The organism is Pseudomonas sp. AF03-9, assembly GCF_020515815.1.
Classification (GTDB): Bacteria; Pseudomonadota; Gammaproteobacteria; order Pseudomonadales; family Pseudomonadaceae; genus Aquipseudomonas.
Window position 1 is genome coordinate 274,350 of record NZ_JAHPJF010000003.1, and the last position, 26,082, is coordinate 300,431.

The window sequence follows — 26,082 nt, forward strand, 5'->3', positions numbered from 1 at the left end:
GAATAGGCGCTGTGCCTGGCGGGCCCGCTGGTTAAGATCGCCCATCTGTTTCTTTTGATGTGAGGTCGCCATGCGTTTCAGTGATTTGCTCGACGCCGCCCGTAGCCACCCGCAGGACGTCACCATCCCCGCCGAATGGGCGCAAGGCCGTGCCACGTTTGGTGGCCTGGTCGCCGCCTTGCAGTACGAAGCGTTGCGCGCCCAAGTGCCGGCGGATCGGCCGTTGCGCTCGCTGGCGGTCACCTTCGTCGGGCCGGTAGCGCCGGATGTGCCGGCCAGCTATCAAGTCGAAGTGTTGCGCGAAGGCAAGGCCGTCAGCCAGTTGCTCGGCCGTGTGGTGCAGAACGGTGAAGTGGCGACCCTGGTACAGGCCAGTTTCGGTGGCTCCCGCGCGTCGGAAATCACGGTGGAGAGCGAAGCGCCGCCGGTGTTCAAGCACTGGGATGAGTGCCAGGAACTGCCTTACATCAAGGGCGTCACGCCGGAGTTCATGCGCCATTTGGCGATGCGTTGGAGCGTCGGCGGTCTGCCGTTTACCGGTAACAAATCCCGCGACATGGGCGGCTGGGTCCGACTGCGTGGGGATGTAAAAGAGGAACCGCTGACCGAAGCGCACATCCTCGCCCTGGTCGACGCCTGGCCCCCGGCGTTGCTGCCGCACCTGAAAAAGCCGGCGCCGGGCAGCACACTGACCTGGACCATCGAGTTCATCCAGCCGTTGCAGGATTTGACCACCCTCGACTGGTGCCAGTACTACGTCAGCATCGAACACGCCCGTGACGGCTATGGCCATGCCGCCGCCGCGCTGTGGAGCCCGAGCGGTGCGCTGATCGCCATCAGCCGCCAGACCGTGGTGGTGTTCGCCTGATCCTCAGTGCCGATGGCGCTGCCGCCAGGCGCGCCACCAGCCACCGCTGAAGACAAAACGCGGGAAGGTCACGAATTGCTCGACCACCAACCGCTGCACGGCGTCTTTGCGACCACTGAAGGGTTCACTGGCCTGGGCTTCCAGGCTATGCCCGTGACGCTGCAAGGCCAGGCCGGCGAGGATACCGACCACGCCAATGGCAAAACTCGCCAGGCTCAGGCTGAACACGCCGGACACAATCAGCAGAAACCCGATGATGAATAGCGGCACGGCAATCAGGTGCAACGCCAGGTTGGTCGGGTGCTGATGGTTCTGTGGGTAATTGCGCCATTGCCAGGCGGGGAGATTGGGATGACGTTTGCCCATGCTGAAAAATCCTCTGTCCGGTGAAACAACTTGAACAGAGTTTAGGCAGGGACGGGCGCAGCGGCGAATCAAGGCTGGCTATAGGGGCTATAGCCAACCTTGGATGGCTTACAGCTTCAATTGCCCGATGGCTTTGCTCAATTCACCGGCCAGAGTCGCCAGTTGGTTGCTGGTGGTTGCCGAATCCACGGTTTGTTTCACGGTGTTTTCGGTGACGTCACGAATGCTCACCACCGCGCGGTTCATTTCCTCGGCGACATGGCTTTGCTGCTCTGCGGCGACGGCGATCTGAGTGTTGCTTTCACGCATCTGCGCCACGGCGCTGGTGATTTCGGCCAGTGCCGCGCCCGCTTCAAGGGCTTGTTGCACGCAGTCGTCGGCCTTGAAGGAGCTTTCCTGCATGAAGTCCACCGCATCGCGGGTGCCGGCTTGCAGCGCGGAGACCATGCGGGTGATTTCGTCGGTGGAGCTTTGTACACGTTTGGCCAGGTTGCGCACTTCGTCGGCGACCACCGCAAAACCACGGCCCATTTCCCCGGCGCGGGCGGCTTCGATCGCGGCGTTGAGGGCGAGCAGGTTGGTCTGTTCGGCGATGCTGTGGATCACGCTGACGACGCCGTTGATTTTCTGGCTGTCCTCGGCGAGTTTCTGGATCATTTCGGCGGTCTGTTGCACGCCGGTGGACAGCCCGGCAATCGAGCGTTGCACGCGGCTCACCACTTCATGGCCGCTGCCGGCGAGGGTGTCGGCGGTCTGGGACAAATCCCGCGTGGCGCCGGCGTGCTGGGCGATGTGGTAGACGGTGGCGGTCATCTCGTTGATGGCGGTGGCGGCCTGGTCGGTTTCGCTTTGCTGGCCGAGCATGCCGTGCTGCACGTCGTTCATGCTGCTGGCCAGGCGCGCGGCGCCGTCGTCCAGTTGCTGGGCAGTACGCGCCACGGTGTTGACCACCCGTTGGTAACCGGCCTGCATGGCGTTGAAGGCGCTGGCCATCTGGCCGACTTCATCCTTGCACGCCAACGGCACGCGGGCCGACAGGTCGCCGGTTTTCTCCACGTGCAGCATCACGTCCTTGAGGGTGTTGAGCTGGCTGAGCAAGAAACGGATCAGCAACTGCGAAGCGCCGAGCATCGCCAGCATCAGGATCGCGACGGCCACGGCGTAGTTGGTAAAACGGTCTTCGAAGACCTGGCTCAGGCTGGGCGCGTAGGCCAGCACGGCGACGTATTGACCGTCGGCGCGCGCGACCACATCGGCGCCCAACAGCGGGTTAACGCCCAGCCAGGGCATGTGATTGAGTTCGATCCAGCCGGTGGCGCTGGCCAGGGCTGACAGATCCTGCTCCGCCAGTTGTGGGACTTGGCCTCGGGCAAATGTCAGCAGGTGCTCGCCCTTGGGCAGCGGTTTGTCAGCCGGCCACGCGCTGAGCAAGCGCGCCTGCGCCTGCGCGGAGGCCTGGGACGCGTCGCTGCGTGCCTGTTGTTCGAGCTGTACGGCGTACAGCACCAGCAACAAGGTGGTGATGAAGGCGACCGCGTTGACGGCCCAGAATTTGTACTTCAGCGAGATGTTGCTAAGCCAGGCACCCATGGAAGGTTTTCTCTGATAGCGGAAACAGCATTGGCAAGGTGCCATTATTGTGCCGCTATTCAACAATACCCTTTTGACATGGGTCAATGGGCCGCATCACTCCACCGCAGGCAACCGAAAAAACGCGCGGGCACAGGCGGTGCTGTGCTGGGCCAGGTCGTCAGGCGTCTCGTGGCGGTGCAGGGCGACTTCGCGCAGTACTTCGGGCAGGTAGGCCGGTTCGTTGCGGCCGTTTTTCGGCTTGGGGCGCAGGGTGCGCGGCAGCAGGTACGGCGCATCGCTTTCCAGCATCAGGCGGCCTCGGGGAATTTCCCTGACCAGCGGGTGCAGATGCGTCCCACGGCGCTCGTCGCAAATCCACCCGGTGATGCCGATGTGCAGGTCGAGGTCCAGGTAGCTGAACAACGCCTGCTGCTCGCCGGTGAAGCAATGCACCACGGCGGCAGTGAGGTGGTCGCGGTAGTCCTTGAGGATCTCCAGCAGGCGCTGATTGGCGTCACGCTCATGGAGGAACACCGGCAGCTTCAGCTCGACGGCCAGGGCCAGGTGTTCTTCGAGGACTCTTTCCTGCTGCGGGCGCGGTGAGAAATCGCGGTTGAAATCCAGCCCGCATTCGCCCACCGCGCGCACCCGGCTCTCGCCGAGCAAACTGCGCAAACGTCGGGCGCTGTCGCCGTTCCAGTCGCTGGCGCTGTGGGGGTGGATGCCGGCGGTACAGACCAGGCGTTGACCACTGTCATCAAGCTTTGCGCAGAGTTCCAGGGCCTGTTCGCTGCCCTCGACACTGGTGCCGGTGAGGACCAATTGTTGCACGCCAGCAGCGTACGCACGCTCGAGTACGCCCTGGTGCTTCTCGTCGAAACTGGGGTTAGTCAGGTTGACGCCGATATCAATGAGTTGCATGGTGCTATCTCCGCCTGCGGCCGGAAAGCATATCAGAGCTGTAGATTTATAAGAAAATCGAAGAACTACAACGAGTTATCGCTGTCTTTGAACGTCGCAAGTGACATCGCGGTTGGCCTCACGCTTCGCCCTGTGTCACCGTTGCGCGCTTTTTCAGCGCTTCAAGTGCTCTGTTTCTGACTCCCACCGCCTCGTTTTTCGCGAGGATGTTGGCCAGTATTCTTACCGGAGAGCGGATGATCCGACCCTCGGCGTTGCTAGTGTTGTGCCTGACGTTACTGCTGCCCATGGCGGCGGTCGCGCGCCTGGACGGGCCGCTGGAAGTGACCAAGCCCGGCAAGGTCCGTGACCTGGCCGAGATTCGCTCCAGCCGCACCTTGCGGGTGTTGGTCAACCAGAGCCGCAACAGTTCCGGTGAAATCCAGGGCCAGGCCATCGGTGTCGAATACCATCGCCTGCGCGCCTTCGAGCAATACCTGAATGGCCACGCGCGTGATGGCCAGGAAATCAACCTCAAGATCATCCCCAAGGCCAAGGACCAACTGCTCGGCGCATTGGCCCGTGGCGAAGGTGATCTGGTCGCCCCCGGCGAGCTGCTCGACGTCAATGCCGCGCACAAGATCAGCACCAGTGACCCGATTGCCAGCGGTGTGCCGTTGTGGCTGGTGGGTGTGAAGGGCGAGCGGCGGTTCACCAAGTTGGAGCAGTTGTCCGGGCGCACCCTGGCCTTGACCACCGGCAGCGCGGCGGCGGATGCGATCAGCCAGGTCAACCAGAAACTGGCCCTGCACAAACAGCCACCGATCAAGGTGGAATGGGTGGACCCGACCCTGGCTGTGGAAGACGTGCTGGAGATGGTACAGGCGGGTATTTTCCACCTGACCATTGTGGAAAAGCCGATTGCTGAACGCTGGGCGAAGATCCTGCCCAAGTTGCGCTTCGACAAGCAGGTGGCCATCAGCGAGCCGGGCGACGAATACTGGTTCTTGCGCCAGGACGCGTCGATGCTGCGGGCCAGCATTGATCGATTTCTCAAGACCTATCACACCCCATCCGACCAGGACGTGGCGTTCCAGCGCATCTATCGACGCCTCTATCAAGTGCGCAACCCGCTGGCGCGGGTCGAGCGCCAGCGCCTGGAAAAACTGCGCCCGGTCTTGCAGAAGCACGCCCGCGAGCAGGGCATGGACTGGCTGAACCTTGCCGCGCTGGCCTTCAAGGAGTCCGCCCTCGACCCCGGCGCGCGCAATAGAGGTGGGCCCACTGGGCTGATGCAGATCACCCCGTCGGCGGCCCAGCGGGTGGGCGTCAACAATATCGAGAGCCTCGATAGCAACGTGCAGGCGGGCGCCCGCTACCTGGCGATGATCCGCCGCAAGTTCTTCGCCAGCCCCAAGCTGAACGAACGTGAGCGCATGGCGTTTGTATTGGCGGCTTACAACATGGGCCCGGAGCGGGTGCAGGGGATGCGCACCGAGGCCAAGCGGCGGGGGCTGAACCCCAACCAGTGGTTCTTCCAGGTTGAGAGGATTGCCATGGAGCAGGTGGGGATGGGGGGTGTCAGCTATGTTAATAGCGTCAACAAGTATTACTTGGCGTTCGATCGGGAGCGCGAATCCCTGGAGCCGCCTGCGCCGAAAGTCGCCTCACGGAAGTGATCGATTTAATCGATATTAATAAGGCATTTTTTCGGCTTTTATCATTCCATAAACTGATTAATATGGCGGCCAACCAACCCCTACTTCAAAAAGGATTCTTACCATGAGCCCACTGATCAAAAACCTCCTGAGCACCCGCGCCGGCTACGGCCTGACCATCCTGCGCATCGTTGTCGGCATTATCTTCGCCGCTCACGGTTCGCAAAAACTCTTCGGCTGGTTCGGCGGCTATGGCTTGGCGGGTACGGCGCAGTGGATGGAAAGCATCGGCCTGGCACCGGGTACCCTGATGGCACTGTTGTCTGGCGGGACTGAATTCTTTGCCGGCCTGGCGCTGATCATCGGTTTGCTGGTGCGTCCAGCGGCGCTGGGGCTGACCATTCTGTCGGTGGTTGCGATCTTCTCGGTGCACATCCACAACGGTTTGTTTATGGCCAACAACGGTTATGAGTTTGCACTGGCCTTGCTGGGTGGCTCCCTGGCCGTGCTGTTTGAAGGTGCCGGCAAGCTGTCCGCCGACCGCGCCATCGCCAACTGACAGACCTGCAACCCCCTCAACAGGCCCGCCGCGTGCGGGCCTTTTCGTTGCGCGCAATTCTTGACATGGCCCTGTCGGCTTCTCTAGGATGCCCGCTCATGCGCCGATTTAAACAGCTAATTGCGGGGCGCCATGGGTGGTTGTTTATGCTCGGTCCAGCGTACACAGTCCCGATAGAAGTGCTGTTTCCGACTCAGGAGCAGGCTTCGAAATACCGCTAAAGCGCTGGTTCGGTGTTGCCTCTCACCTGCCCGCAGACTTTTGAGGCAGAGACACGACACGATGAATGCACTGCACCCCCTCATACGCCTGGCCCCGATCACTGCGGACCTGACCCAGCGCAATCCGAAAATCCTGCTGGGCGGCAAGCACCAGCCGACGTTGCTGCGTTATCTCGATGGCTGGCCACGCCGCACCGGCCGACCTTCGGCGTTCCTGATCCAGTTTGTCGAAGACGGCGATTCCCTCGCGCGGTTTGCCAACAACAGCTTTGACCTGGCCGTCATCCAGGCCCCCAGCGCCGCTGACGCGCAAGAAGTCATCCGCCAGCTCACGCGCATTGCCCGGCAGGGGCTGATCGCTCGTCGTTAAACCTGCAAGGGCAGTGGCCGCCGGCGATGCTGCCAGCGAAACAGCGCCCAGGCGCTCAGGCATAGCAGCAGCGGCAACGGCACAATCACCAACAGCTTCACGCCCAGTATCCAACGCTGCAGTGGCTTGTATGCGTCCACCTTCAACGTTTGCAGTTCCATCGCCAAGCGCAGGCGCTCCTTGTTGAGCGCTTGTAGTTGGGTGCTGGTATCGACCGCTTCGGTGCCGAGGGTTGTGATGGGCGGGTTCAAGCGTTGCCATTCCTGTTCCGCCTGGGCCAGGCGTCGCTCTAACTCGTCGGCCTGGTCCTGATAGGCACGCGCAGCGGTGTTCTGCAGGTTTTCGACGACGTGCAAGCCGTAGTTCGCCATGGCGCGAGGGCGAATGTTGGCGAGCGCCTCAGGCGCAGCAAGATTGTCCAAAGTGTTCAGCACAAACAGGTGATTGCTCAATTGCGGTGTGCGGGTCGGGCTCAGCGTGAGCATGTCCGTGTCGGCGACCACCACCACATGGATCTGCGCGGCCTTCTGCAACCCGGGTGGCTGCTCGCCGACGCCGTCAGGAAACGCCGAATACGCAGGCCCCTCGAGGCGCGCTGCGATGACATGGCGCTCACGGTGCGGCAGCGGTTCGCCGGGATGCCGGTTTACCGCAAGGTTGTTGGCGTCCAGCAGTGCCGACTGTTCGGAGCTTTGCAGCAACGGAGTGAAACGGGTTCGGCTTTTGTGCAGCGCGAAGAGCGCGCCGCTGCTTGCAAGGGTCACTGAATCCAGGCGCCAACTGCTGACGTCGTTCCTGGTCATGGCCTGTCTTGGCAGGGTCAACCGGGTCGGATCACTGCCTGGAGGCTCATGTGCGGCATAGCGGCTGTCGATCAGCACCAGGTCGGCGGGCATGCGCACGCCCCAGCTCGCCAGCAGCCCGTCCAGCTTGGCGCTGGCGGGCGGGGCGTCGGTATCCAGGGCGCTAAGCGGATCAATGAACATCATCAGCTTGCCGCCGCCCAGCACGAATTGGTCAATGGCGTACAAGGTTTGCTCGGGCAGCCTGCGCGGGTGCACGAGCATCAGGGTCTTGAAGTGGCTGGGGATACGGTCGAGCTCGGCAGGCAGGTCGACGAGGTTCACATGTCGATGCAGTTCGCGCAGCAGCGCCGCGGCCGGGGTCTTGATCGGCTGTCCTGACAGCAGGCCGATAGTGGCGGGCTGCGGTTGCGACAATTGGCTGATCAAGTGACTGATTTCATATTCCAGCAGCGCCGCCCGGTCGGGATTGAAGGATTCGATCCGTCGCGCGGCCTGGCCATTGCGAGTGCCGATGAGGCCGAAGAATCCTTCGCTATCGTCGAGGCCGTATAACCCGGCTCTGTAGGCATCGTCCGAAAGGTCGCCAGGGTCGATGATGTGCAGGTTGATCATGCCGTTTGCGGCGGTTTCGAACGCTTTGAGCATCTTTTCAACATAAACGGCGTAGCGCTTGCTGGCAGCGCTCTTTTTCGGGTGATGGCGTGCGTTGAAGTAGTAAAGGTCCACCGGGCTTTCCTGGGCGGCCAGCAGATGCAGCACGGCAGGCGAAAGAGTGTTGGTTTTCAAGGCTGAGGGGTCCCAGCGCAGGTCAGGCAGCTTGACTGCCCATACCAGGTTGAAGGCCAGGAACAGTAAGGCTATGACGATAAGTGTCATGCTGGCACGCAGTGCAGATCCCATCGATAGCCCCCCTCAGCTTTTTTTGTAGTTGAGAACAATGGTTGTTGCAGCAAGCAAGGCAATTGTCAGGCTGATGAAATAAAGCATGTCGTGCAGCGCCAATGCGCCATGATCAATCATCCCAAAACGTATGAGTGGACTCAGGGCGGTGAGGCTTTCGACTATCCAAATGGGCGCTTGATGTTCCAGCGCATCAAGCACTGATGACAGTCCGCTGATCGTTAATAACAGGCTCAGTGTCAGCACAGATGTCAGTAGTCGTTGGTGACTGAGGGCACACATGAAGCAGCCGATGGACAGATAACTTGCCGCCAATAAACCGCTGACCAGATATTGCGCGGCGATTACGCTGTTATCCACTGTGCCCAGCATGTTGACCATCACAACGAGGGGAAACGTCAGCGCCAATGTCAGGGCGACGACAGTCCAGGCTGCGAGAAACTTCCCGATAACCAGCTCTGCCGAGCTGACAGGCAATAGTTTAAGTAGTTCGCTGAGACCGGTCTGTTGTTCGTCCGTCCATAACTGGATCGACAGCGCCGGGATGAGTAGCAGATACAACCAGGGGTGCCACTCAAAGAAGTTTTGCAAATCGCTGCTGTTTTGTTCCAGTAGCCCGAGGGTGTCCAATCCGAGTGTCGTGGACAGTGCCAGGAACATTGCGATGCTCAGGTAGGTGGCCGGTGCGCGCAGGTAGCGGGTCAGCTGGAGTTTGAAAACAGGCAGCAGCAGGTTCAAAGCGAGGCCTCTTGGCTCAGTTGGTGGACCACATCGTTCAGGCGGCCGGTCTCCAGCGTCAGCGAGGTTATGGGCCATTGCCGTGTGGCGATCAGTGTGCTGACGGCGGGGTAGATGGAGTGGCCGGGCATGGCGAGCACCGTGACGGTGCGAGGGGCATGGCGGTGTTCCTCGATACCGGCAACACCGGGCAGAACCGCCAGCGCCAGCAGGTCCAGGGGCGCGTCCGACGCCAGGGTGATGGCCCTGAAGTGGCGGGAACTGCGCTGAAGCTCGGGCATTGGCATGTCCGCCAGCAGGCGCCCTTTTCCGAGGACTAGTGCGCGCGTGCAGATGTTGGACAGCGCTTCGCCATCGCGTGCGGCGACGATCACGGTCATGTCCTCGGCCAATGATTGGATCAGCGCCCGAACCTTGTCCTGCTGATGGGGGGCGAGGCCCTCGATGGGTTCATCCAGCAACAGCACGCTGGGGTCATGCAGGATGGCCTGGGCCATTGCAACTTTGCGTTGCAGGTCGTTGGGCAGCGTGTTGAGCGGGTAGTCGAGTACCGCCGACAGCTCCAGGCGGGCCGCAGCCTGCTCGATGTGCCAACGTTTTTCGGACCCGCGCAATTTGCGCAGGGTCGCCAGGAGATTCAGGAAGCGGCTGACAGACATAGTTGGGTGGCAGGGATTTGATTGAGGTTGGTAGCCCACTGCCTGGCCTATTTGAAGCGGATGGGTGTGCGTATTGAAATCGAGAATGTTCACCTGCCCGGCACAGGGTTTGACCAAACCGGCCACCAACTTCAGGAGTGTGGTTTTGCCCGCACCTTCGAGCCCGAATAGCCCAATACATTCCTGGCGTTGGGCAGAGAATGAGAGTGGCTGGATCACACTTTTCGGGCCGAGTTTTTTTGTCAGATTACTTATCGCAATCATTAGGCTGTCCTGCTGGATCGGTTTGTCGATGGAGGGGTAGCAACAAGCACTTTGGCTGACGTATGTGCAGGCTCGGGTTAAAAAATATTACGTTCAATGAGGGGGCTTTGAAATCCGGTCTTGAATTTATAAGCCAAATCCTACGTTTGTATTTGAGATGTGCTGAAACAATTGTTGCGTGTGTGACGTTTCAGATGGCAGTTGTTTTTTTGGTGTGTAATTTATGTTTATTCGCCGTGATGAGGTCCGATGACCATGATGCTTCTACGTACTCTTGTTCTTGCACGATCCGGTGAGGATGCGCCGGTCAACGGTGCACTGCTTTGTAGTTTTGCTGTACCCCAGATAGGTTGTAATTTTCTGGTTTATAGCTTGGATGAAGAAGCGGAGCCTGGTAGTTCCAGGGTATATATTGCTGTTTTGCGTAAGAAACTTGAGCGGTATTACTTGGGCGCTGTTGATGCGCCGGAAGAGTTGCAGTTGGCAATGCAGGTCTTCAAGCAAATATTGACGTGGGCGGCCTCCGGGACGAATCCCGGTGACTTGACGGATACACAGATTCCTTATCACTTTGTGGATTTGAAAGGTTGCAAGTTACCTCCTGCAAGACCGGAGGATCATCACTCCCTGATCATCAAGAAAGCCCTGGTGATGAAAGTCATCACCCTTGGAATGTCCAGCCCCGCGCAACCGGCGATCGAAAGCGCGACGTTGATCGTGCCCTCCATTCGTTTCTCATCAAAAATGAGTTCTGGCCCCAGGGTCGTGAGTCCAGCCGAGCCGGCCCAGGGGGACGCACCTGAATGCCACAGCGAAGAGCCGCAACCGATGCCTGTGCAAACATCGCAGGCCAATGTGTCGACTGAGCCTGTTGCGCCGAGTGAGCCTGAGGTGCCGGTGCCGCCCCAACTGCCGGTGGCGGCGGACAATAATGTGTTGTTCGAGATGGATAGCACGTTGAATAACCTCGCCCGTGTCGCGCAGGAGTTGACCCAGCAAAAGCGCGCGGTAATCGAGCGTGAGGCCGCGCTTGAGCAATGGCAGAGCCGCTTGCAGCAGGAGCAACATCAACTGGAGGAAAAGACCCGGGAGGTCGAACAGCGCAGTGCGCAATTGCACGAGCAGTCGGTGGCTGTCAGCCAGCAGGCTGAAGCGATGAATGTGTTGATTGCCCAGGCATCGGGCATGCGGCAGAGTCTGCGGGGTATGCTGCTCGAGCTGGACCAGGTGCTGGATCGATAGTCTGGTCTGGCTACTTTCCAGGGTTCATTTATCATCGACGCCAGCCAGTCGACGCCGGGGCTTGATTCCCTGGCGCATCGGCACCTACGGATATTGCCTGGGGATGCAAGCGTTTGAGTACCAAGCTGATTACCAAAGAAGGTCATGAGGCGCTGAAAAAAGAGCTGGATTACCTGTGGCGGGAAAAACGTCCGGACACCACGCGCAAAGTGACCTGGGCCGCGTCGCTGGGGGATCGCAGCGAAAACGCCGATTACCAGTACAACAAGAAACTGCTGCGTGAGATCGACCGCCGCGTGCGCTACCTGCGCAAGCGCCTGGAAGACATGCGCGTCGTGGAGTACATGCCGGAGCAGGAAGGCAAGGTGTTTTTCGGTGCCTGGGTCGACATCGAAAACGAGCAGGGTGAAACCAAGCGCTTTCGTATCGTCGGTTATGACGAGATCTATGATCGCATGGACTACATCTCCATCGACTCACCCATGGCCAGGGCGTTGCTGCGCAAGGAAGTCGACGATGAGGCCTTGGTGCAGACCCCAAGCGGTGAAGTGTGCTGGTGGATCACCGGTATCGAATATGTGAAGTAGGCCAGAACGGCCCGCACCCTGGGCAGGGTGCGGGCCGTTGGCGTTTCAGCCCTCGCGCAGCACGGTCAGTGGGCTGGCGTTCAGCGCGCGACGCGTGCCGAATACGCCGGCAGCGCCGATCAGTACGGCACCGATCACCGGCAGCAGCAACAGCCACGGATGAGGGTGCCAGGCCAGGTCAAAGGCGTAGCGGTACAACACCAGCGTCACCAGCTCCGTGCCCAGCGCCGCCAGCAGCCCGCTGACCGCGCCCAGCAACCCGAACTCGATGCGCCGCGCCTTGACCAGCAACTTGCGTTCGGCACCCAGTGCGCGCAGCAGCGCGCCCTGGCGAATGCGCTCATCCAGGGTGGCCTGCAAACCGGAGAACAACACCGCCATCCCCGCCGCCAGCACAAACAACAGCACGTACTCCACCGCCAGCGTCACTTGGGCGAGGATGCTGCGCAGCTGTTCCAGCAGGGCTTCGACTTGCAGGATCGTCACCGCCGGAAATGCACGGGACAGGTCGACAATCTGCTGGTCGTGCCCAGGTGCCAGGTAGAAGCTGGTCAGGTAAGTCGCCGGCAGGTTCTTCAAGGTACCCGGCTGGAAGATCATGAAGAAGTTGGGTTGGAAGTTGTCCCAGTTGATGGTCCGCAGGCTGGTGACCCGCGCCTCGCGGTTTTCGCCGCCGACGGTGAACACCAGGTGGTCATTGAGCTTGAGCTTGAGGCTCTCGGCCACTTTGGCTTCCACCGACACGCCTGGAATCTCATCGGTCGGCTGTTGCGACCACCAGGCACCGGCCGTCAGGACGTTACCCGGCGGCAGGTCGGCGGCCCAGGTCAGGCTCAGGTCACGCTGCACAGCTCGGTCGCCGCTGGAGTCCTTGCTGACAATCGCCTGCACCGCCTCGCCGTTGATGCTGATCAAGCGTCCCGGTACCACCGGATACAGCGGCGCCGATTGGGCTTGCAGGGCGAGCAGGCGGGCACTGAAGGCTTCGGTGTCGGCTGGCAGGATATTCAATGCGAAGTAGTTGGGCGCGTCCTCTGGCAGCTGGTTTTGCCAGGTGTCGAGCAACTCGCCACGCAGCAATGCGATCAACCCCATGGACAGCAGGATCAAGCCAAACGCAAGGGACTGGCCGGCGGCTGCCAGCGGGTGACGCAGCAATTGGCCCAGGCCCAGGCGCCAGGGCAGCGATGCGCGGGCCAGCAGCTTACGCAGGCTTTGCAACAACAGCAGGAGCAAGCTGCCAAGGATCAACGCGGCAAGCACACCGCCACCAAGCAAGGCGAAGGTGAGCACCAAGTCAAGGCTCAGGCGCCACATGATCAGGCCCAGGGCGAACAGGGCCGCGCCGTAGACCATCCAGGTGCTGGATGGAATCGGCAGCAGGTCGCGGCGCAGCACTCGCAACGGCGGCACACGGCCCAGGGCCGCCAGTGGCGGCAAGGCGAAACCGGCGAGGGCGACCAGCCCGGTGCCGATTCCGGCAACGGCCGGCAGCAGCCCGCCGGGTGGCACGTCCGCCGGCAGCAGGTCATGCAGGAAGTAGAACAGGCCAAATTGCGCGAGCCAGCCGAGCACGGCACCCGCCAGGCTGGCCAGCACGCCGAGCACGCTCAGTTGCAGGCTGAACAGCAGCATCGCTTCACGCCGCGACAAACCAAGACAGCGCAGCAGCGCGCTGGCATCGAAGCGCCGGCTGGCAAAGCGGTTGGCCGACAGCGCCACGGCCACGCCCGCGAGCAATACTGCCACCAGGCTGGCCATGTTCAAGTAGCGTTCGGCCTTGCCCAGGGCGCCGCCGATCTGCTGGTTGCCGTCCCGTGAATCCTGCAAGCGCTGGTTGGCGGCGAGTCCCGGCTTGATCAAGTCCCGATAGGTTTGCAGGGCGGTGCTGTCGGGCGGTGCTCGCCACAGCTCGCGATAGCTGACCCGACTGCCGGGCTGGACCACGCCGGTGGCCTCCAGGTCAGCCAGGTTGATCATCACCCGCGGCGTCAGGCTGTAGAAGTTGCCAGCGCGGTCCGGCTCATAGGTCAGGATGCGGGCCAGACGCAGGGTCTTCATGCCAACATCGATGCTGTCGCCGACCTTGAGGTTCAGCGCCGTCAGCAGCCGCGCTTCCACCCAGGCCTCGCCGGGTTTCGGGCCGCCACCGGGGGTTTCAGCGGCGAACGGTTCGGCCGCGCTTTTCAGTTCGCCGCGCAGCGGGTACTGCTCGTTGACCGCCTTGATGCTGGACAGCTGGATGCCGTTGTCGGTCGCGATAACGCTGGAAAACTCGACGATACGTGCATGGTCCAGGCCCAGTTCGGTTCCGGTGCGGATTTGCTCGGGGCGCGCCGGTGAGCTGCCTTCGAGCACCAGGTCGGCGCCGAGGAACTCAGTGGCGCGCAACAGCATGGCGCCGTTGAGGCGTGCGCCGAAGTAACCGATGGCGGTGCTGGCGGCCACGGCCACCACCAGGGCGAAGAACAACACGCGCAATTCGCCAGCGCGGGCATCGCGCAGTAATTGGCGCATGGCCAGGCTGAACAGGCGCAACAGCGGCAAACGTGCCATCAAGGCTCCAGGGGCGCGACCATCAGGCCGGCTTCAAGGCGGATCAGGCGCCGGCAGCGGTGGGCCAGGCGCTCGTCGTGGGTGACCAGCACCAGGGTGGTGCCGCTTTCTTTATTGAGTTCGAACAGCAGGTCGCTGATGCGCTCGCCGGTGTGGCTGTCGAGGTTGCCGGTGGGTTCATCGGCAAACAGTACGTCCGGTTCGGCGGCGAACGCGCGGGCAATCGCCACGCGTTGTTGCTCGCCGCCGGAGAGCTGGCGTGGCGAGTGGGTCAGGCGCTGGCCCAGGCCGACACGCTCGAGCAGGTGGCGGGCACGTTCGCGGGCGTCTTTGCGGCCGTCCAGTTCCAGCGGCAGCATCACGTTTTCCAGGGCATTGAGGCTGTCGAGCAGTTGGAATGACTGGAAGACAAAACCCACGTGTTCGGCGCGGATGCGCGCGCGCTGGTCTTCATCGAGGGTGCTCAAGGCTTGGCCGGCGAGGGTGACTTCGCCGCTGCTGGGCAGGTCGAGGCCGGCCAGCAGGCCGAGGAGGGTGGATTTGCCGGAACCGGAGCTGCCGACGATAGCCAGGCTATCGCCCTTGTTCAGTTCCAGGCTCAGTTCGTGCAGGATAGTCAGTTCACCTTCCGCGCTGGGAACCACTTTGCTGAGGTTCTGCGCGGTGAGAATGCTTGCGCCCATGGAGAATCCGATGCGAATGTGGTTTTTGAGTGCTGGCCTGGCCTTGATGTGCATGGCCCAGAACGCAGCGGCGGGTACAGTCCTGATCGTTGGCGATAGTATCAGTGCCGGTTTCGGCCTGGATACCAGCAAAGGGTGGGTCGCTTTGCTGGAGCAACGGCTCAAGAGCGAAGGTTTCGACGATAAAGTGGTCAACGCTTCCATCAGCGGCGACACCAGTGCCGGAGGCCTCGCGCGGCTGCCGGCGGCGCTTGCAGAGCATAAGCCGGACGTGGTGGTGATCGAGTTGGGCGGCAATGACGGCCTGCGCGGTCAGCCGCCGGCGCAATTGCAACAAAATCTTGCTTCGATGATTGACCACTCCAAGGCGATTGGCGCCAAGGTGCTGTTGCTGGGCATGCAACTGCCACCCAATTACGGCCCGCGCTACACCAACGCGTTTGCCGAAGTCTACGGCAGCCTCGCCAAGGAAAAAGCCGTGCCGCTGGTGCCGTTTTTCCTTGAAGGCATCGGCGGTCACCCGGAGTTGATGCAGGCCGACGGCCTGCACCCGGCGGTCGGCGCCCAGGCCAAGTTGCTGGAAAATGTCTGGCCGACGCTAAAACCGCTGTTATGACGCTTTTCTACCGGCAGGCTTTCGGCTAAGGTGGCGCCCCCCCGATCTGGAGCCCCCGATGTCACGCCCTGCCTGGTCCCTGTTCAACTACCAACTGATCGAGCCTGACGAGCAGCTGGATCTGTTCGCCTGCCAGGAAGTCCGGGTACATCTGGTGGCACGGCAATTGGAGCTGGGCGGCACGATCGACCGCACGCTGTGCGGCACCTTGCTGCCGGCTCAGCCCCGTTGGTCATCGGTGGACCGTGCGATTTTCCAGGACCAACGGCTGTGCCCGTTGTGTCGGGCGATCCTCGAATCCCAGAAGCGCGGTACACCGCTGATCTGGCCGGAGCTGCGCTTCGAGTAGAAGCGGGGCGGATTGATGCTCCCTGCGTGCTTCACGTATACAATCAGTTTTTTCCCTACCCGTCGTTCTGCGAAGGATTTTCCGGATGTTGTCGCGCCTTTCCGTCGTCACTTGCTGCCTGTCTCTTGCTGCCCTTTGCGCGGCCGGTCCTGCATTAGCCCTGCAATTGCCGTTGCCGCCACCGGGTGAAGACATCGTGGGCCAGGTCCAGGTGATCAAGGCCAAGTACGAAGACACCTTTGCCGACCTGGGCACCACCTACGACCTGGGGTATTCGGAGATGGTCGCGGCCAACCCGGGCGTTGATGCCTGGCTGCCGGGCGCGGGCACCGAGATCGTGCTGCCGACGCGTTTCATCCTGCCGCCGGGGCCACGGGAAGGCATCGTGATCAACCTGGCCGAGTACCGCCTCTACTACTATCCGAAGGGGCAGAACGTCGTCTATACCTTCCCGCTGGGGATTGGCCGTGAGGGTTGGGGCTCGCCGATTGCCCATACCAGCATCATTGCCAAGACGCCGAACCCGACCTGGACACCACCCGCGTCGATCAAGGCCGAGCACGCCGCCAATGGTGATCCGCTGCCCAACGTGGTGCCGGCCGGGCCGAACAACCCGCTGGGGCCCTTCAAGTTCACCCTGGGCACGCCGGGTTACCTGATCCACGGCTCCAACATGAAATTTGGTATCGGTACGCGTACCAGTCACGGCTGTTTCCGCATGTTCAATAACAACGTGCTGGAAATGGCCGGCATGGTGCCAGTGGGCACGTCGGTGCGCATCATCAACGACGCCTACAAGTTCGGCAGCGCTGGCGGCAAGGTCTATCTTGAGGCGCATACACCATTGAATGACGACGGTACGCCGTCGGTGGTCGACAAGCACACGGCGGTGATCAACGCCTTGCTCAAGCGCGAAGACATGGCCAATAACCTGCGGGTCAACTGGGATCAGGTCCGTGATGTGGTCGCCGCGGAAGATGGTTTGCCGACTGAGATCGGCGTGCCCGGTGGCGCATCCGTCGCTGCAAGCGCACCGATCGATCTGCAACAGTAAACTGGCTGGATCCACAGCCCGCCACGGCCTTGCGCTGCGGCGGGCTTTTTATTGCCTGGGATTCAGGGCTGAAATCCGGGCAATAAAAAAGCCGACCCATAAATGGATCGGCTTGATAACAACCCCGAAGGATTATTACTTGCGGCTAGCTTTTTCAAGCATGCGCAGTGCGCGCTCGTTAGCTTCGTCAGCAGTCTGTTGTGCTTTTTGAGCAGCAGCCAGAGCTTCATCAGCTTTACGGTAGGCTTCGTCTGCACGAGCCTGGGAGCGAGCTGCTGCGTCTTCAGTTGCAGTCAGACGAGCTTCGGTTTCTTTGGAGACGCTGCTGCAACCGGTAGCCAGAACTGCGGCCAGAGCCAGAGCAGAGAATTTCAGAACGTTGTTCATCGTGTTCCCCTTCAAGGACTTTCTATTAAATGGCTACTTTCTCCGAGTGAGCTAATAGCCGGCGTACATACTACCCATTACTTGTAGTAAGTAAACTGACGTAGCGCAAGAAGCAAAAAAAATTCTCGCGCCGAATCTATTTTGGCTAGTCTTTTGGAGGTTTGTATAAAAACTGTTCAATTTTTTTCAAGCGAATGACCATGTGAGCCCGGCTGAGAGGTCCGGCCCGCATGCGTTGGTTCGGCTAAGCCGGTATAGACTTATATATCGATGTTGATTCTTTTGTTCAGCTGGCCGTAACCCGGCCTGGCATCTTTTGCGCATGTAGAGGTGACTTTAAGAGCGCCTGTTCGTCTCAAGCTTCAACTGCCGGCAATGTTCAGGCGTTCGATCACCGGTTGATCAATGCCCTTTCTATAACCGCCAGCCGTTGGGGATGACGAGAGCGCCTTGAGCAATGACAGGATTGGTGCCTACTATCTCACTGCGTGCTGGTTGTGAGCGCCAGAGGTTTCTCGTTGTCGAAACCGGCACGGGGTGGCGTAGATGTTCCTTCGCCGGAAAAACATCGGTAAGGTAGGGGTCAGAATCCAAGACCCGCGAGGAGTAGTGATGAGCGAGGCGTTGTCCATCCACCATGACCAGGCAGGTCATCAGTTCGAGACCAATGTGGACGGTCATCGTGCCTACCTGACCTACATGGACCTCGGTAAGCAGACCCTGGACATTTATCGGACCTTCGTGCCCAACGCACTGCGCGGCCGTGGGATTGCCGCGGCGCTGACCGAGGAAGCCCTGAAGTTTGCCGAAGAGTCCGGCTATACAGTGATACCGTCCTGCTCCTATGTCGAACGCTACATGGAGCGCCATCAGCGCCATGCCGCGAAGCTGTAAGGCATAAAACACCAGCATGAAAAACGCCGGGCTTAGCCCGGCGTTTTTGTGTGCGTAATCCAGGTTCAGTTGCGTTTGCGGGTCGGCAAGACGTCCTTGAGCTTGGCATGCATGCTGCGCAGGGTGTTTTCGGTGGCCGCCCAGTCGATGCAGGCATCGGTGATCGACACACCGTACTGCAAGTCGGCAAGGTCTTTTGGAATCGCCTGGCAACCCCAGTTCAGGTGGCTCTCGACCATCAGGCCGATGATCGACTGGTTGCCTTCGAGGATCTGGTTGGCGACGTTTTCCATCACCAGCGGCTGCAGGGCCGGGTCCTTGTTGGAGTTGGCGTGGCTGCAGTCGACCATGATGTTCGGTTTGATCTTGGCCTTGTTCAGTGCCTGCTCGCACAGCGCAACGCTGACCGAATCATAGTTGGGCTTGCCGTTGCCGCCGCGCAACACCACGTGACCATAGGCGTTGCCCTTGGTGGTGACGATGGACACGCCACCTTCCTGGTTGATCCCCAGGAAACGGTGCGGGCTGGAAACCGATTGCAGCGCGTTGATCGCCACGGTCAGGCCGCCGTCGGTGCCGTTCTTGAAACCCACGGCCGACGACAGGCCGGACGCCATTTCGCGGTGGGTCTGGGATTCAGTGGTACGTGCGCCGATGGCCGACCAACTGATCAAGTCCTGCAGGTACTGCGGGGAGATCGGGTCCAGTGCTTCGGTGGCGGTGGGCAGGCCCATTTCAGCCAGGTCGAGCAGCAACTGGCGACCGATGTGCAAGCCGTCCTGGATCTTGAACGAGTCGTCCAGATACGGGTCGTTGATCAAGCCTTTCCAGCCAACGGTGGTACGCGGTTTCTCGAAATAGACGCGCATCACCAGATACAGGGTGTCGGACACTTCCGCCGCCAGCACCTTGAGGCGTTCGGCGTACTCGTGGGCAGCCTTGAGGTCGTGGATCGAGCAAGGCCCGATGACGACGAAGAGGCGGTGGTCGGTGCCGTCGAGAATGTCACGGATGACTTCGCGGCCCTTGGTGACGGTCTGCAAGGCAGCGTCGCTCAGGGGGATTTCGCGCTTGAGCTGATCGGGCGTGATCAGGGTCTCGTTGGATTCAACGTTTAGGTCATTGATCGGTAAATCAGCCATCGTGTTACTCGTCAGGGTCACGGGTGCCGGCCGCCAGCCATCCCCGTGCGGCGGAGCACAGCATGATTTGAATGCAGGGGGGAGGAACCTTAGCGCGTAATACGGGCCCGCGACAATGGGCAAAGCCCGCTTTAATCCAGTGCTGGCGCCACAAAGGCCTCGTGGGAGAACTCGACGGCATGACGCGACACCCACTCGCGGGCCAGCGCCTCGAATTGCTGGGGTGTTGGTTCGGCATCTTCGTGCTGGCGGCAGTAGCGCTCTATCCGGCATGCTTGTTCACCCATTCGTGCACCGAACAGTGCATGTTCGTCGGTAAACGCGATGCCGATGCGGTAACCGTCTTCCACCTTGCGGCACCATGCCACATAGCCTGGATAACGGGCGCTGGGCCCCAGGGATGGGATATGCAGGTCAACCGCCGTACCTTGGCGCCAGGCACGCGGCCAATGGCAGGCGATGCCACCCAGGCCGTGAGTGAGCAGGCGTTGACGAGGGATGGCGGGAGAGGGACGTTGGATTAACTCGACGGCGACATCATCAGGGTGAGGTAAAAAACGACCCATGTACACGGACTCCGAACACCGTCCAGTTGACGGCGGTGGCAGCAGTATAGTGAAGGAACTGGAATTGACCGACCTGGATATTGACCAGCAATTGCTGGGATTGCCAGGCCTTTCGCTCGTCATATTCACCAGTGCCGGTTGTTCCAGTTGCCGCTGGGCGCGCCTGCAGTTGCCGGGCTGGCGATTGCCGGTGGACCGGGTGTGCTGGGTCGATGCCGGGCACAACGGTGGTGCAGTCGAACGCTACCAGATCTTTCATTTGCCCGCGTTGTTCCTGGTGTGCGAGGGTCAATTCCTTGGGCAACTGCAGACGCGCCTGACACCGTCTGACCTTGCCAGCGCCATTGACCACGCACTTACCCGTACTCCAGAGGATTTGCCATGACCGTACAATCCCCACGCATTGGCATCATCGGCACCGGCGCCATCGGTGGCTTCTACGGCGTGATGCTGGCGCGTGCCGGCTTCGATGTGCACTTCCTGTTGCGCAGCGAATACGCTGCCGTCAGCCAGCATGGCCTGCGTCTGAACAGCACAGTGCATGGTGCTTTGCACCTGCACCCGGTCCAGGCCTATGCCAATGCCGCCGACATGCCGCCCTGCGATTGGCTGCTGGTGGGCACCAAATCCACCGGCAACGTTGACCTGGCGCCGACTATTGCCCAGGTCGCGGCGCCGGATGCCAAGGTGGTGCTGCTGCAAAACGGCCTGGACGTCGAAGACAGTCTGCGCGAGCACCTGCCGGCGTCGCTGCACCTGCTCGGCGGCTTGTGTTATATCGGCGTGCACCGCTCCGGGCCCGGGGTTGTCGAGCACCAGGCCCTGGGCCGGGTCAACCTGGGTTATCACAGCGGTACCGCCGCCAATGATGAGGCACGCCAGAAAGCCATTGTCGAAGCCGGCGCCGCGTTGTTTCATAGGGCGGGCATCGAGTCCCAGGCCATGGCCAATGTGCATCAGGCCCGCTGGCATAAACTGGTGTGGAACGTGCCGTTCAATGGCCTCTCGGTGCTGTTGGGCACGGGCACCACGGCCATGATGGCGGATGAATCCAGCCGCGAGCTGATCCGCGCGCTGATGGCGGAAGTGGTGCAGGGCGCCCATGCCTGCGGCCATGAGATTGCCGCCAGCTATGCCGAGCAGATGTTCGCCATGACCGAAACCATGGACGACTATTTGCCCAGCATGTACCACGATCATGTGCACAAGCGCCCGCTGGAACTGGCGGCGATCTATGCCCGGCCACTGGCTGCCGCCAAGGCGGCCGGTTGTGAGTTGCCGCGAATGCAGGCGCTCTACCAGGCCTTGAGTTTTATCGACCGGCGCAACCGCTGAGCAGGGGAGAACAGCATGGCGAAGGGATTGGGCGACAAGCTGGTGCTGGCGATCTCTTCGCGGGCACTGTTCGACCTGAGCGACAGCCATAAGGTCTATCTGGCCCAAGGGGTCGAGGCCTACCGCAAATATCAGATCGAACACGAGGACGAACCCCTCGAGCCCGGCGACGCCTTTGCATTGGTCAAGAAGCTGCTGAGCCTCAACGCCAGCCTCGGTCGTGCGCGGGTCGAAGTGGTGTTGGTTTCCCGCAATAGTGCCGACACTGGCCTTCGGGTGTTCAATTCGATCCAACACTATGGTCTGGATATTTCCCGCGCCGCTTTCGTCGGCGGGCGTAGTCCATATCCTTATTTGGCCGCCTTTGGTTGTCATCTGTTTCTTTCGACCCATGCTGAAGACGTGCGCAGTGCACTCGATGCCGGTTTTGCTGCGGCGACGATTTTGTCGGGCGGCGCACGACGGGCGTCGAGTGATGAACTGCGCATTGCCTTCGACGGTGATGCAGTGCTGTTTTCCGATGAGTCGGAGCGTGTATACCAGGCTGGCGGCCTGGAAGCGTTCCAGGCCAACGAGCGTGAGTCGGCGCGTCAGCCTTTGCACGGGGGGCCTTTCAAAGGCTTTTTGGCGGCGCTCAATTTGTTGCAGCGTGAGTTCCCGGACGAGTCCTGCCCGATCCGCACGGCGCTGGTCACCGCCCGTTCGGCACCGTCCCATGAGCGGGTGATTCGTACCTTGCGTGAGTGGGATATTCGTCTGGACGAGTCGTTGTTTCTTGGTGGGCTGGAGAAGTCCGCGTTCCTGGAGGCGTTTGCCGCCGATGTGTTTTTCGATGACCAGGCCGGTCATTGCGAGAAAGCCAGGGAGGTGGTGGCCACCGGGCATGTGCCCCATGGCATCAGTAATGAGGTGAGGGTTCAGTCCGGGAGCTAAGCCAGTCGAAGTCGTTGATGCGCTGCTAAGCTCATTCAATCCCCGCCATCCTGGCAGTCCAGGAGGTTCTATGATTCGTTCGATGCTGTACGCCACGGACCTCGGTCTGTATGCGCCCTATGTGATGCAACATGCACTGGCGCTGGCGCGAACGTTCAAGGCGGATCTGTATGTGATTCACGTGGTCGAGCCCATCGGGCTGTTCGCCGAATCGGTGTTGCAGAGCTACCTTGATGAGCAGGCCCTGAGCGAGTGGCAAAGCCAGGGCCTGACCACAGTGATGGCGACGATCGAACAGCGGGTGCTGGACAGTTTTCGCGAGGAACTGGGAGACGGCGAGCAAGACCTGAAGTTGATCCGCTTGGTCCGGGTGATCCAGGGGGACCCGTGCGAGGTGATACTCGACCAGTTGCGCAAACTTTCCGTGGATCTGCTGATCGTAGGTAGTCACAGCCATGCAACCGCGACGGCCACCCCGCTTGGGCGGACTGCCGCGCGGGTGCTGCAACTGTCTACGGTGCCGGTTTACCTGGTGCCCTCGTTACAACGTCGACGCAGTGATGACGTGTGATGGTTAGATGTCGATAAAAAGTTCTAGATTTATCCATCAAACCTTTAATATAGTTATATACCGTCGCTGATACCCGTGGCGTCTATCTGCTTTGAGGGATACATATGAAGCTTCAACAACTGCGCTACATCTGGGAAGTGGCGCACCACGACCTCAACGTTTCCGCTACTGCTCAAAGCCTTTACACCTCGCAACCTGGTATCAGCAAGCAGATCCGCCTGCTCGAAGACGAGTTGGGCGTTGAAGTATTCGCCCGCAGCGGCAAGCACCTGACCCGTGTAACCCCGGCCGGTGAGCGCATCATCACAACTGCCGGCGAGATCCTGCGCAAAGTCGAAAGCATCAAGCAGATCGCCCAGGAATTCTCCAACGAGAAGAAGGGCACGCTGTCCATCGCAACCACGCACACCCAGGCACGTTATGCGCTGCCGCCGGTGATCCGTGATTTCATCAAGCAATACCCGGACGTGGCGCTGCACATGCACCAGGGTTCGCCGATGCAGATCGCCGAGATGGCCGCTGACGGCACCGTCGATTTTGCCATCGCCACCGAAGCCCTGGAGCTGTTCGGTGACCTGGTGATGATGCCGTGCTACCGCTGGAACCGCTGCGTGGTGGTGCCGCAGGGTCACCCGCTGGCCAAGCTGCCGAAGCTGACCCTGGAAGCCCTGGCTGAATACCCGATCGTGACTTACGTGTTCGGTTTCACCGGCCGTTCCAAGCTCGACGAGGCTTTCAGCCACCGTGGCCTCACGCCCAAAGTGGTGTTCACTGCGGCCGACGCCGACGTGATCAAGACTTACGTGCGCCTGGGCCTGGGCGTGGGTATCGTCGCCAAGATGGCGGTCGACACCAACCTGGATAAAGACCTGGTTGTGCTCGATGCCAGCGAGCTGTTCGAGTCCAGCGTGACCAAGATCGGCTTCCGTCGTGGCACCTTCCTGCGGGGGTTCATGTGCGACTTCATCGAGAAGTTCGCGCCGCACCTGACCCGCGAAGTCATGGCCAAGGCGATCCAGTGCCACAACAAGCAGGAACTGGAAGAGCTGTTCGAAGGTGTTGAACTGCCCGTCCACTGAAACCGCAAAGGGCAGGGGGCCGCTTCGCAGCACAGCGGGAGCAAGCTCCCTCGCCACATCAAACTTGTCGCCTGATGTGGCTTATTTAACCTCGGTAACCACAAACAGTTGCCGAGCGCCCGCTACCAGAATCTCCACCTCATCGCCTTCGAACTTGCCCAGCAGGCTTTTGCCCAGCGGCGAGCGCGGGGTGATGACGGTCACCGGCTGCCCCACCACGTCCACTTTCAAACCCGCCGCGTCCGGCGCGAGGAACAGCCATTGCTGGCGACCGTTCTCGTCTTCCAGGCCCAGTAGCGTGCCGACTTCAATACCCCGCTGATCATCGTACCCGCGCAGTTGCAGGTTTTGGCACAGGGTCAGTGCCTGCTTGATCTCTTCGACACGCTTGGCTTGTCCGGCCGCCAGGTAGGACGCTTCCAGCCCCAGGGTGTCGTATTTGTTCTCGGCGATGTTTTCTTCGTGGGTCGCGGTTTCGTAGGCGGTTTGCGCAGCACGTCTGGCGATGTCGAGGTCGACGTTGAGCTTTTCCAGGATCAAGTGGTGGACGGCGTGTTTATTCATGGTCATCAATCGCAGAATTGCAGGACATTGGCCCGAGACTTTTCGTTGGGGGCGTTCTGGTCCTGTTGCAGCCAGAACTGGCATTTGGGATTGGACAGGTTGCGCGCATTGTTGCGGGCCTGATCCAGGGTTTGCTGCTGTTCCTGCTTGTGCAGGTTCTGTTGATACTGTTCGAACATGCGATTCGGCGGTTCAGGCGCCACCCCTGCAGGCTTGCCCAATTGCTCGACCGCCTGTGCTACTGGCGCCAGGCTCTGCGGGAACAGATAGCGCGACGCTAGCCAGGCGGTCAACGCAATGGCGATAAACCCCAGCCAGACGCCAAACGCGATGGCGGCACTGAGCTTGAACAGCGACAACGGACGATCAGACATGGCGGCCTCCTGGCAGGCATTTGCGGCGTGGCGGCGATTGTCGCACAGCCACTGTGCAGAATAATCGCGATCAAGCCTTCTGCATCGGCGCATTTATGCGGACAATCGAGCCTTTGAGCGTTGGAGCCCGGAATGAAAGCCCGCTGGGATATTTTTTGCAGCGTCGTCGACAACTACGGCGACATCGGCGTGACCTGGCGCCTGGCCCGGCAACTGGTGGCGGAGCACGGCTGTGATGTGCGCCTGTGGGTCGATGACTTGCGTGCCTTCGAGCGCATGTGCCCCGAGATTGATGTGCAACGCGATCAGCAATCCCAGGCAGGCGTCGAAGTGCGCCATTGGCCGGCCGAGTGGACGGGCGCGACGGCGGCGGATGTGGTGATTGCCGCGTTCGCGTGCCAATTGCCGCCTGACTATATGGAAGCCATGGCTGAGCGTGAGCGCCCGCCGTTATGGATGAACCTGGATTACCTGAGTGCCGAAGACTGGGTGGTGGGTTGCCATCGCTTGCCTTCGGTGAAGTTCAAGGGCGTGCAGAAGTACTTCTTCTTTCCCGGCTTCCGCCCTGGTACGGGAGGCTTGTTGCGTGAAGCTGGATTGCTGGAACAGCGTCGGGCGTTTCAGCAGGACACCGCTGCGCAGCATCAATTCCTACATGATATGGGGATTGTTCCAGTCGCGGGCGCACGCCTGATCTCGCTGTTTGCCTACGAAAACGCCGGGCTCGCCGCTTGGCTGGACGTGTTATCGACGGGCGGGCATGCCACTCATCTATTGGTGCCGGAAGGGCGCATCCTCGGCGATGTGCAGCGCTGGCTGGGGGCCGAGGGCCTGGCGGTGGGCGACGTCCATCAGCGCGATGCCCTGACGGTGCAGGTGCTGCCGTTCGTCCGCCAGGCGCAATACGACCGCCTGCTGTGGTGCTGCGATTTCAACGCGGTGCGCGGCGAAGACTCGTTCGTGCGTGCCCAATGGGCCGGCCGGCCGTTGTTGTGGCATATCTATCGGCAGGACGAAGACATTCATTTGGACAAGCTCGATGCCTTCCTGGAACTGTACACCGCCGCATTATCACCGGCCGCCCGGGCCGCGTTGATCGCGTTGTGGCAGGCCTGGAACACGGATGGCGATATGGCGCTGTGCTGGAAAATGCTTGCGGAGCATTGGCCCGAGCTCAACCAGCACGCCGAATCCTGGTGTCTGGAACAGGCCTTGCAGGCCGATCTTGCGACGGCGCTGGTACAGTTTTATGAAAGTTGGATATGATAC

The 26,082-nt window shown here is 60.8% G+C and carries 29 protein-coding genes; 16 read left to right on the forward strand and 13 right to left on the reverse strand.

Translation table 11 applies throughout. The features are described from left to right. Positions 1–70 precede the first annotated feature (70 nt). Positions 71–868 carry an acyl-CoA thioesterase gene (locus tag LIY36_RS08250; protein ID WP_192298719.1) on the forward strand — a complete coding sequence of 266 codons (798 nt, stop codon included), beginning with the start codon at positions 71–73 and terminating at the stop codon, positions 866–868. A gap of 3 nt (positions 869–871) precedes the next feature. Here LIY36_RS08250 and LIY36_RS08255 read toward each other — a convergent pair whose 3' ends face one another. The 3 genes from LIY36_RS08255 to LIY36_RS08265 form a co-directional block, all read right to left on the reverse strand. Then, positions 872–1,234 carry an Mpo1-like protein gene (locus tag LIY36_RS08255; protein WP_226455385.1) on the reverse strand — a complete coding sequence of 121 codons (363 nt, stop codon included), beginning with the start codon at positions 1,232–1,234 and terminating at the stop codon, positions 872–874. A gap of 108 nt (positions 1,235–1,342) precedes the next feature. Continuing rightward, a complete protein-coding gene (locus tag LIY36_RS08260) occupies positions 1,343–2,824 on the reverse strand; it encodes a methyl-accepting chemotaxis protein (protein ID WP_226455386.1) in 1,482 nt (493 codons plus the stop codon). Between the two features lie 96 nt (positions 2,825–2,920). Then, positions 2,921–3,727 carry a TatD family hydrolase gene (locus LIY36_RS08265; protein ID WP_226455387.1) on the reverse strand — a complete coding sequence of 269 codons (807 nt, stop codon included), beginning with the start codon at positions 3,725–3,727 and terminating at the stop codon, positions 2,921–2,923. A gap of 236 nt (positions 3,728–3,963) precedes the next feature. Between LIY36_RS08265 and LIY36_RS08270 the strand changes: the two genes are divergently transcribed. The 3 genes from LIY36_RS08270 to LIY36_RS08280 all read left to right on the forward strand — a co-directional run bounded on the left by LIY36_RS08270 (position 3,964) and on the right by LIY36_RS08280 (position 6,514). Further along, positions 3,964–5,385: a transglycosylase SLT domain-containing protein gene (locus tag LIY36_RS08270; protein WP_226455388.1), complete on the forward strand. Its 1,422-nt coding sequence runs from the start codon at positions 3,964–3,966 to the stop codon at positions 5,383–5,385. A gap of 103 nt (positions 5,386–5,488) precedes the next feature. Then, positions 5,489–5,923: a DoxX family protein gene (locus LIY36_RS08275; RefSeq protein WP_192298724.1), complete on the forward strand. Its 435-nt coding sequence runs from the start codon at positions 5,489–5,491 to the stop codon at positions 5,921–5,923. A 282-nt stretch (positions 5,924–6,205) separates the two neighbouring features. Then, positions 6,206–6,514 (forward strand): class I SAM-dependent methyltransferase, encoded by a 309-nt coding sequence (locus LIY36_RS08280; protein WP_226455389.1) that lies wholly within the window; start codon positions 6,206–6,208, stop codon positions 6,512–6,514. On the opposite strand, the gene LIY36_RS08285 is transcribed toward LIY36_RS08280, so the two are convergent. From LIY36_RS08285 to LIY36_RS08295, 3 genes are read right to left on the reverse strand one after another with little or no spacing between them, the layout of a single operon-like run. After that, entirely contained in the window at positions 6,511–8,220 is a 1,710-nt protein-coding gene (locus LIY36_RS08285; RefSeq protein ID WP_226455390.1) for a Gldg family protein, read from the reverse strand. The genes LIY36_RS08280 and LIY36_RS08285 overlap by 4 nt on opposite strands. 12 nt (positions 8,221–8,232) lie before the next feature. Further along, a complete protein-coding gene (locus LIY36_RS08290; protein WP_226455391.1) occupies positions 8,233–8,958 on the reverse strand; it encodes an ABC transporter permease in 726 nt (241 codons plus the stop codon). Next, positions 8,955–9,881 carry an ABC transporter ATP-binding protein gene (locus LIY36_RS08295; RefSeq protein ID WP_192298728.1) on the reverse strand — a complete coding sequence of 309 codons (927 nt, stop codon included), beginning with the start codon at positions 9,879–9,881 and terminating at the stop codon, positions 8,955–8,957. Before LIY36_RS08295 ends, LIY36_RS08290 begins: the two co-directional genes overlap by 4 nt. A gap of 255 nt (positions 9,882–10,136) precedes the next feature. Between LIY36_RS08295 and LIY36_RS08300 the strand changes: the two genes are divergently transcribed. Both LIY36_RS08300 and greB read left to right on the forward strand, forming a co-directional pair. Further along, positions 10,137–11,123 carry a hypothetical protein gene (locus tag LIY36_RS08300; protein ID WP_226455444.1) on the forward strand — a complete coding sequence of 329 codons (987 nt, stop codon included), beginning with the start codon at positions 10,137–10,139 and terminating at the stop codon, positions 11,121–11,123. 113 nt (positions 11,124–11,236) lie between these two features. Then, the gene (gene greB, locus LIY36_RS08305) at positions 11,237–11,710 is read left to right on the forward strand and encodes a transcription elongation factor GreB (protein ID WP_192298729.1); all 474 of its coding nucleotides are present in this window, start codon (positions 11,237–11,239) and stop codon (positions 11,708–11,710) included. A 45-nt stretch (positions 11,711–11,755) separates the two neighbouring features. Here the strand turns inward: greB and LIY36_RS08310 are convergent, their stop codons facing one another. Both LIY36_RS08310 and LIY36_RS08315 read right to left on the reverse strand, forming a co-directional pair. Beyond that, positions 11,756–14,266: an ABC transporter permease gene (locus LIY36_RS08310; RefSeq protein WP_226455392.1), complete on the reverse strand. Its 2,511-nt coding sequence runs from the start codon at positions 14,264–14,266 to the stop codon at positions 11,756–11,758. Then, entirely contained in the window at positions 14,266–14,949 is a 684-nt protein-coding gene (locus tag LIY36_RS08315) for an ABC transporter ATP-binding protein (protein ID WP_192298731.1), read from the reverse strand. Before LIY36_RS08315 ends, LIY36_RS08310 begins: the two co-directional genes overlap by 1 nt. A gap of 10 nt (positions 14,950–14,959) precedes the next feature. On the opposite strand from LIY36_RS08315, the gene LIY36_RS08320 reads away from it, so the two are divergent. The 3 genes from LIY36_RS08320 (at position 14,960) to LIY36_RS08330 (ending at position 16,968) form a co-directional block, all read left to right on the forward strand. Then, on the forward strand, positions 14,960–15,565 hold the full coding sequence (locus LIY36_RS08320; protein WP_192298732.1) for an arylesterase: 606 nt from the start codon (positions 14,960–14,962) through the stop codon (positions 15,563–15,565). A 58-nt stretch (positions 15,566–15,623) separates the two neighbouring features. After that, a complete protein-coding gene (locus LIY36_RS08325; protein WP_192298733.1) occupies positions 15,624–15,914 on the forward strand; it encodes a hypothetical protein in 291 nt (96 codons plus the stop codon). A gap of 85 nt (positions 15,915–15,999) precedes the next feature. Further along, a complete protein-coding gene (locus tag LIY36_RS08330) occupies positions 16,000–16,968 on the forward strand; it encodes a L,D-transpeptidase family protein (RefSeq protein WP_192298734.1) in 969 nt (322 codons plus the stop codon). Positions 16,969–17,103: 135 nt separating this feature from the next. Here LIY36_RS08330 and oprI read toward each other — a convergent pair whose 3' ends face one another. After that, on the reverse strand, positions 17,104–17,355 hold the full coding sequence (gene oprI, locus LIY36_RS08335) for an outer membrane lipoprotei OprI (protein WP_003172710.1): 252 nt from the start codon (positions 17,353–17,355) through the stop codon (positions 17,104–17,106). Positions 17,356–17,967: 612 nt separating this feature from the next. Between oprI and LIY36_RS08340 the strand changes: the two genes are divergently transcribed. Next, positions 17,968–18,249, forward strand: a complete 282-nt coding sequence (locus tag LIY36_RS08340; protein WP_003233387.1) for a GNAT family N-acetyltransferase — start codon at positions 17,968–17,970, stop codon at positions 18,247–18,249. A gap of 65 nt (positions 18,250–18,314) precedes the next feature. Here LIY36_RS08340 and LIY36_RS08345 read toward each other — a convergent pair whose 3' ends face one another. Together LIY36_RS08345 and LIY36_RS08350 are read right to left on the reverse strand one after the other, a co-directional pair. After that, positions 18,315–19,391, reverse strand: coding sequence for a 3-deoxy-7-phosphoheptulonate synthase (locus tag LIY36_RS08345; RefSeq protein ID WP_192298735.1), 1,077 nt, complete (start codon positions 19,389–19,391; stop codon positions 18,315–18,317). A 131-nt stretch (positions 19,392–19,522) separates the two neighbouring features. Next, positions 19,523–19,957 (reverse strand): PilZ domain-containing protein, encoded by a 435-nt coding sequence (locus LIY36_RS08350; RefSeq protein ID WP_192298736.1) that lies wholly within the window; start codon positions 19,955–19,957, stop codon positions 19,523–19,525. Here LIY36_RS08350 and LIY36_RS08355 point away from each other — a divergent pair. The 5 genes from LIY36_RS08355 (at position 19,956) to cysB (ending at position 23,875) form a co-directional block, all read left to right on the forward strand. Beyond that, complete coding sequence (locus LIY36_RS08355) at positions 19,956–20,342, forward strand: thioredoxin (protein ID WP_192298737.1); 387 nt, start codon at positions 19,956–19,958, stop codon at positions 20,340–20,342. The genes LIY36_RS08350 and LIY36_RS08355 overlap by 2 nt on opposite strands. Beyond that, on the forward strand, positions 20,339–21,292 hold the full coding sequence (locus LIY36_RS08360; RefSeq protein ID WP_226455393.1) for a putative 2-dehydropantoate 2-reductase: 954 nt from the start codon (positions 20,339–20,341) through the stop codon (positions 21,290–21,292). Before LIY36_RS08355 ends, LIY36_RS08360 begins: the two co-directional genes overlap by 4 nt. A 15-nt stretch (positions 21,293–21,307) precedes the next feature. Then, positions 21,308–22,225 (forward strand): 5'-nucleotidase, encoded by a 918-nt coding sequence (locus LIY36_RS08365; protein WP_192298739.1) that lies wholly within the window; start codon positions 21,308–21,310, stop codon positions 22,223–22,225. Between the two features lie 70 nt (positions 22,226–22,295). Then, positions 22,296–22,796: a universal stress protein gene (locus LIY36_RS08370; RefSeq protein ID WP_192298740.1), complete on the forward strand. Its 501-nt coding sequence runs from the start codon at positions 22,296–22,298 to the stop codon at positions 22,794–22,796. 104 nt (positions 22,797–22,900) lie between these two features. After that, the gene (cysB, locus tag LIY36_RS08375) at positions 22,901–23,875 is read left to right on the forward strand and encodes an HTH-type transcriptional regulator CysB (protein ID WP_017734418.1); all 975 of its coding nucleotides are present in this window, start codon (positions 22,901–22,903) and stop codon (positions 23,873–23,875) included. Positions 23,876–23,956: 81 nt separating this feature from the next. Here the strand turns inward: cysB and LIY36_RS08380 are convergent, their stop codons facing one another. Both LIY36_RS08380 and LIY36_RS08385 read right to left on the reverse strand, forming a co-directional pair. After that, positions 23,957–24,439, reverse strand: a complete 483-nt coding sequence (locus tag LIY36_RS08380; RefSeq protein ID WP_192298741.1) for a GreA/GreB family elongation factor — start codon at positions 24,437–24,439, stop codon at positions 23,957–23,959. Between the two features lie 5 nt (positions 24,440–24,444). Next, positions 24,445–24,813: a hypothetical protein gene (locus LIY36_RS08385; protein ID WP_226455394.1), complete on the reverse strand. Its 369-nt coding sequence runs from the start codon at positions 24,811–24,813 to the stop codon at positions 24,445–24,447. A 132-nt stretch (positions 24,814–24,945) separates the two neighbouring features. Between LIY36_RS08385 and earP the strand changes: the two genes are divergently transcribed. Continuing rightward, a complete protein-coding gene (gene earP, locus LIY36_RS08390; RefSeq protein ID WP_192298743.1) occupies positions 24,946–26,079 on the forward strand; it encodes an elongation factor P maturation arginine rhamnosyltransferase EarP in 1,134 nt (377 codons plus the stop codon). Positions 26,080–26,082 lie beyond the last annotated feature (3 nt).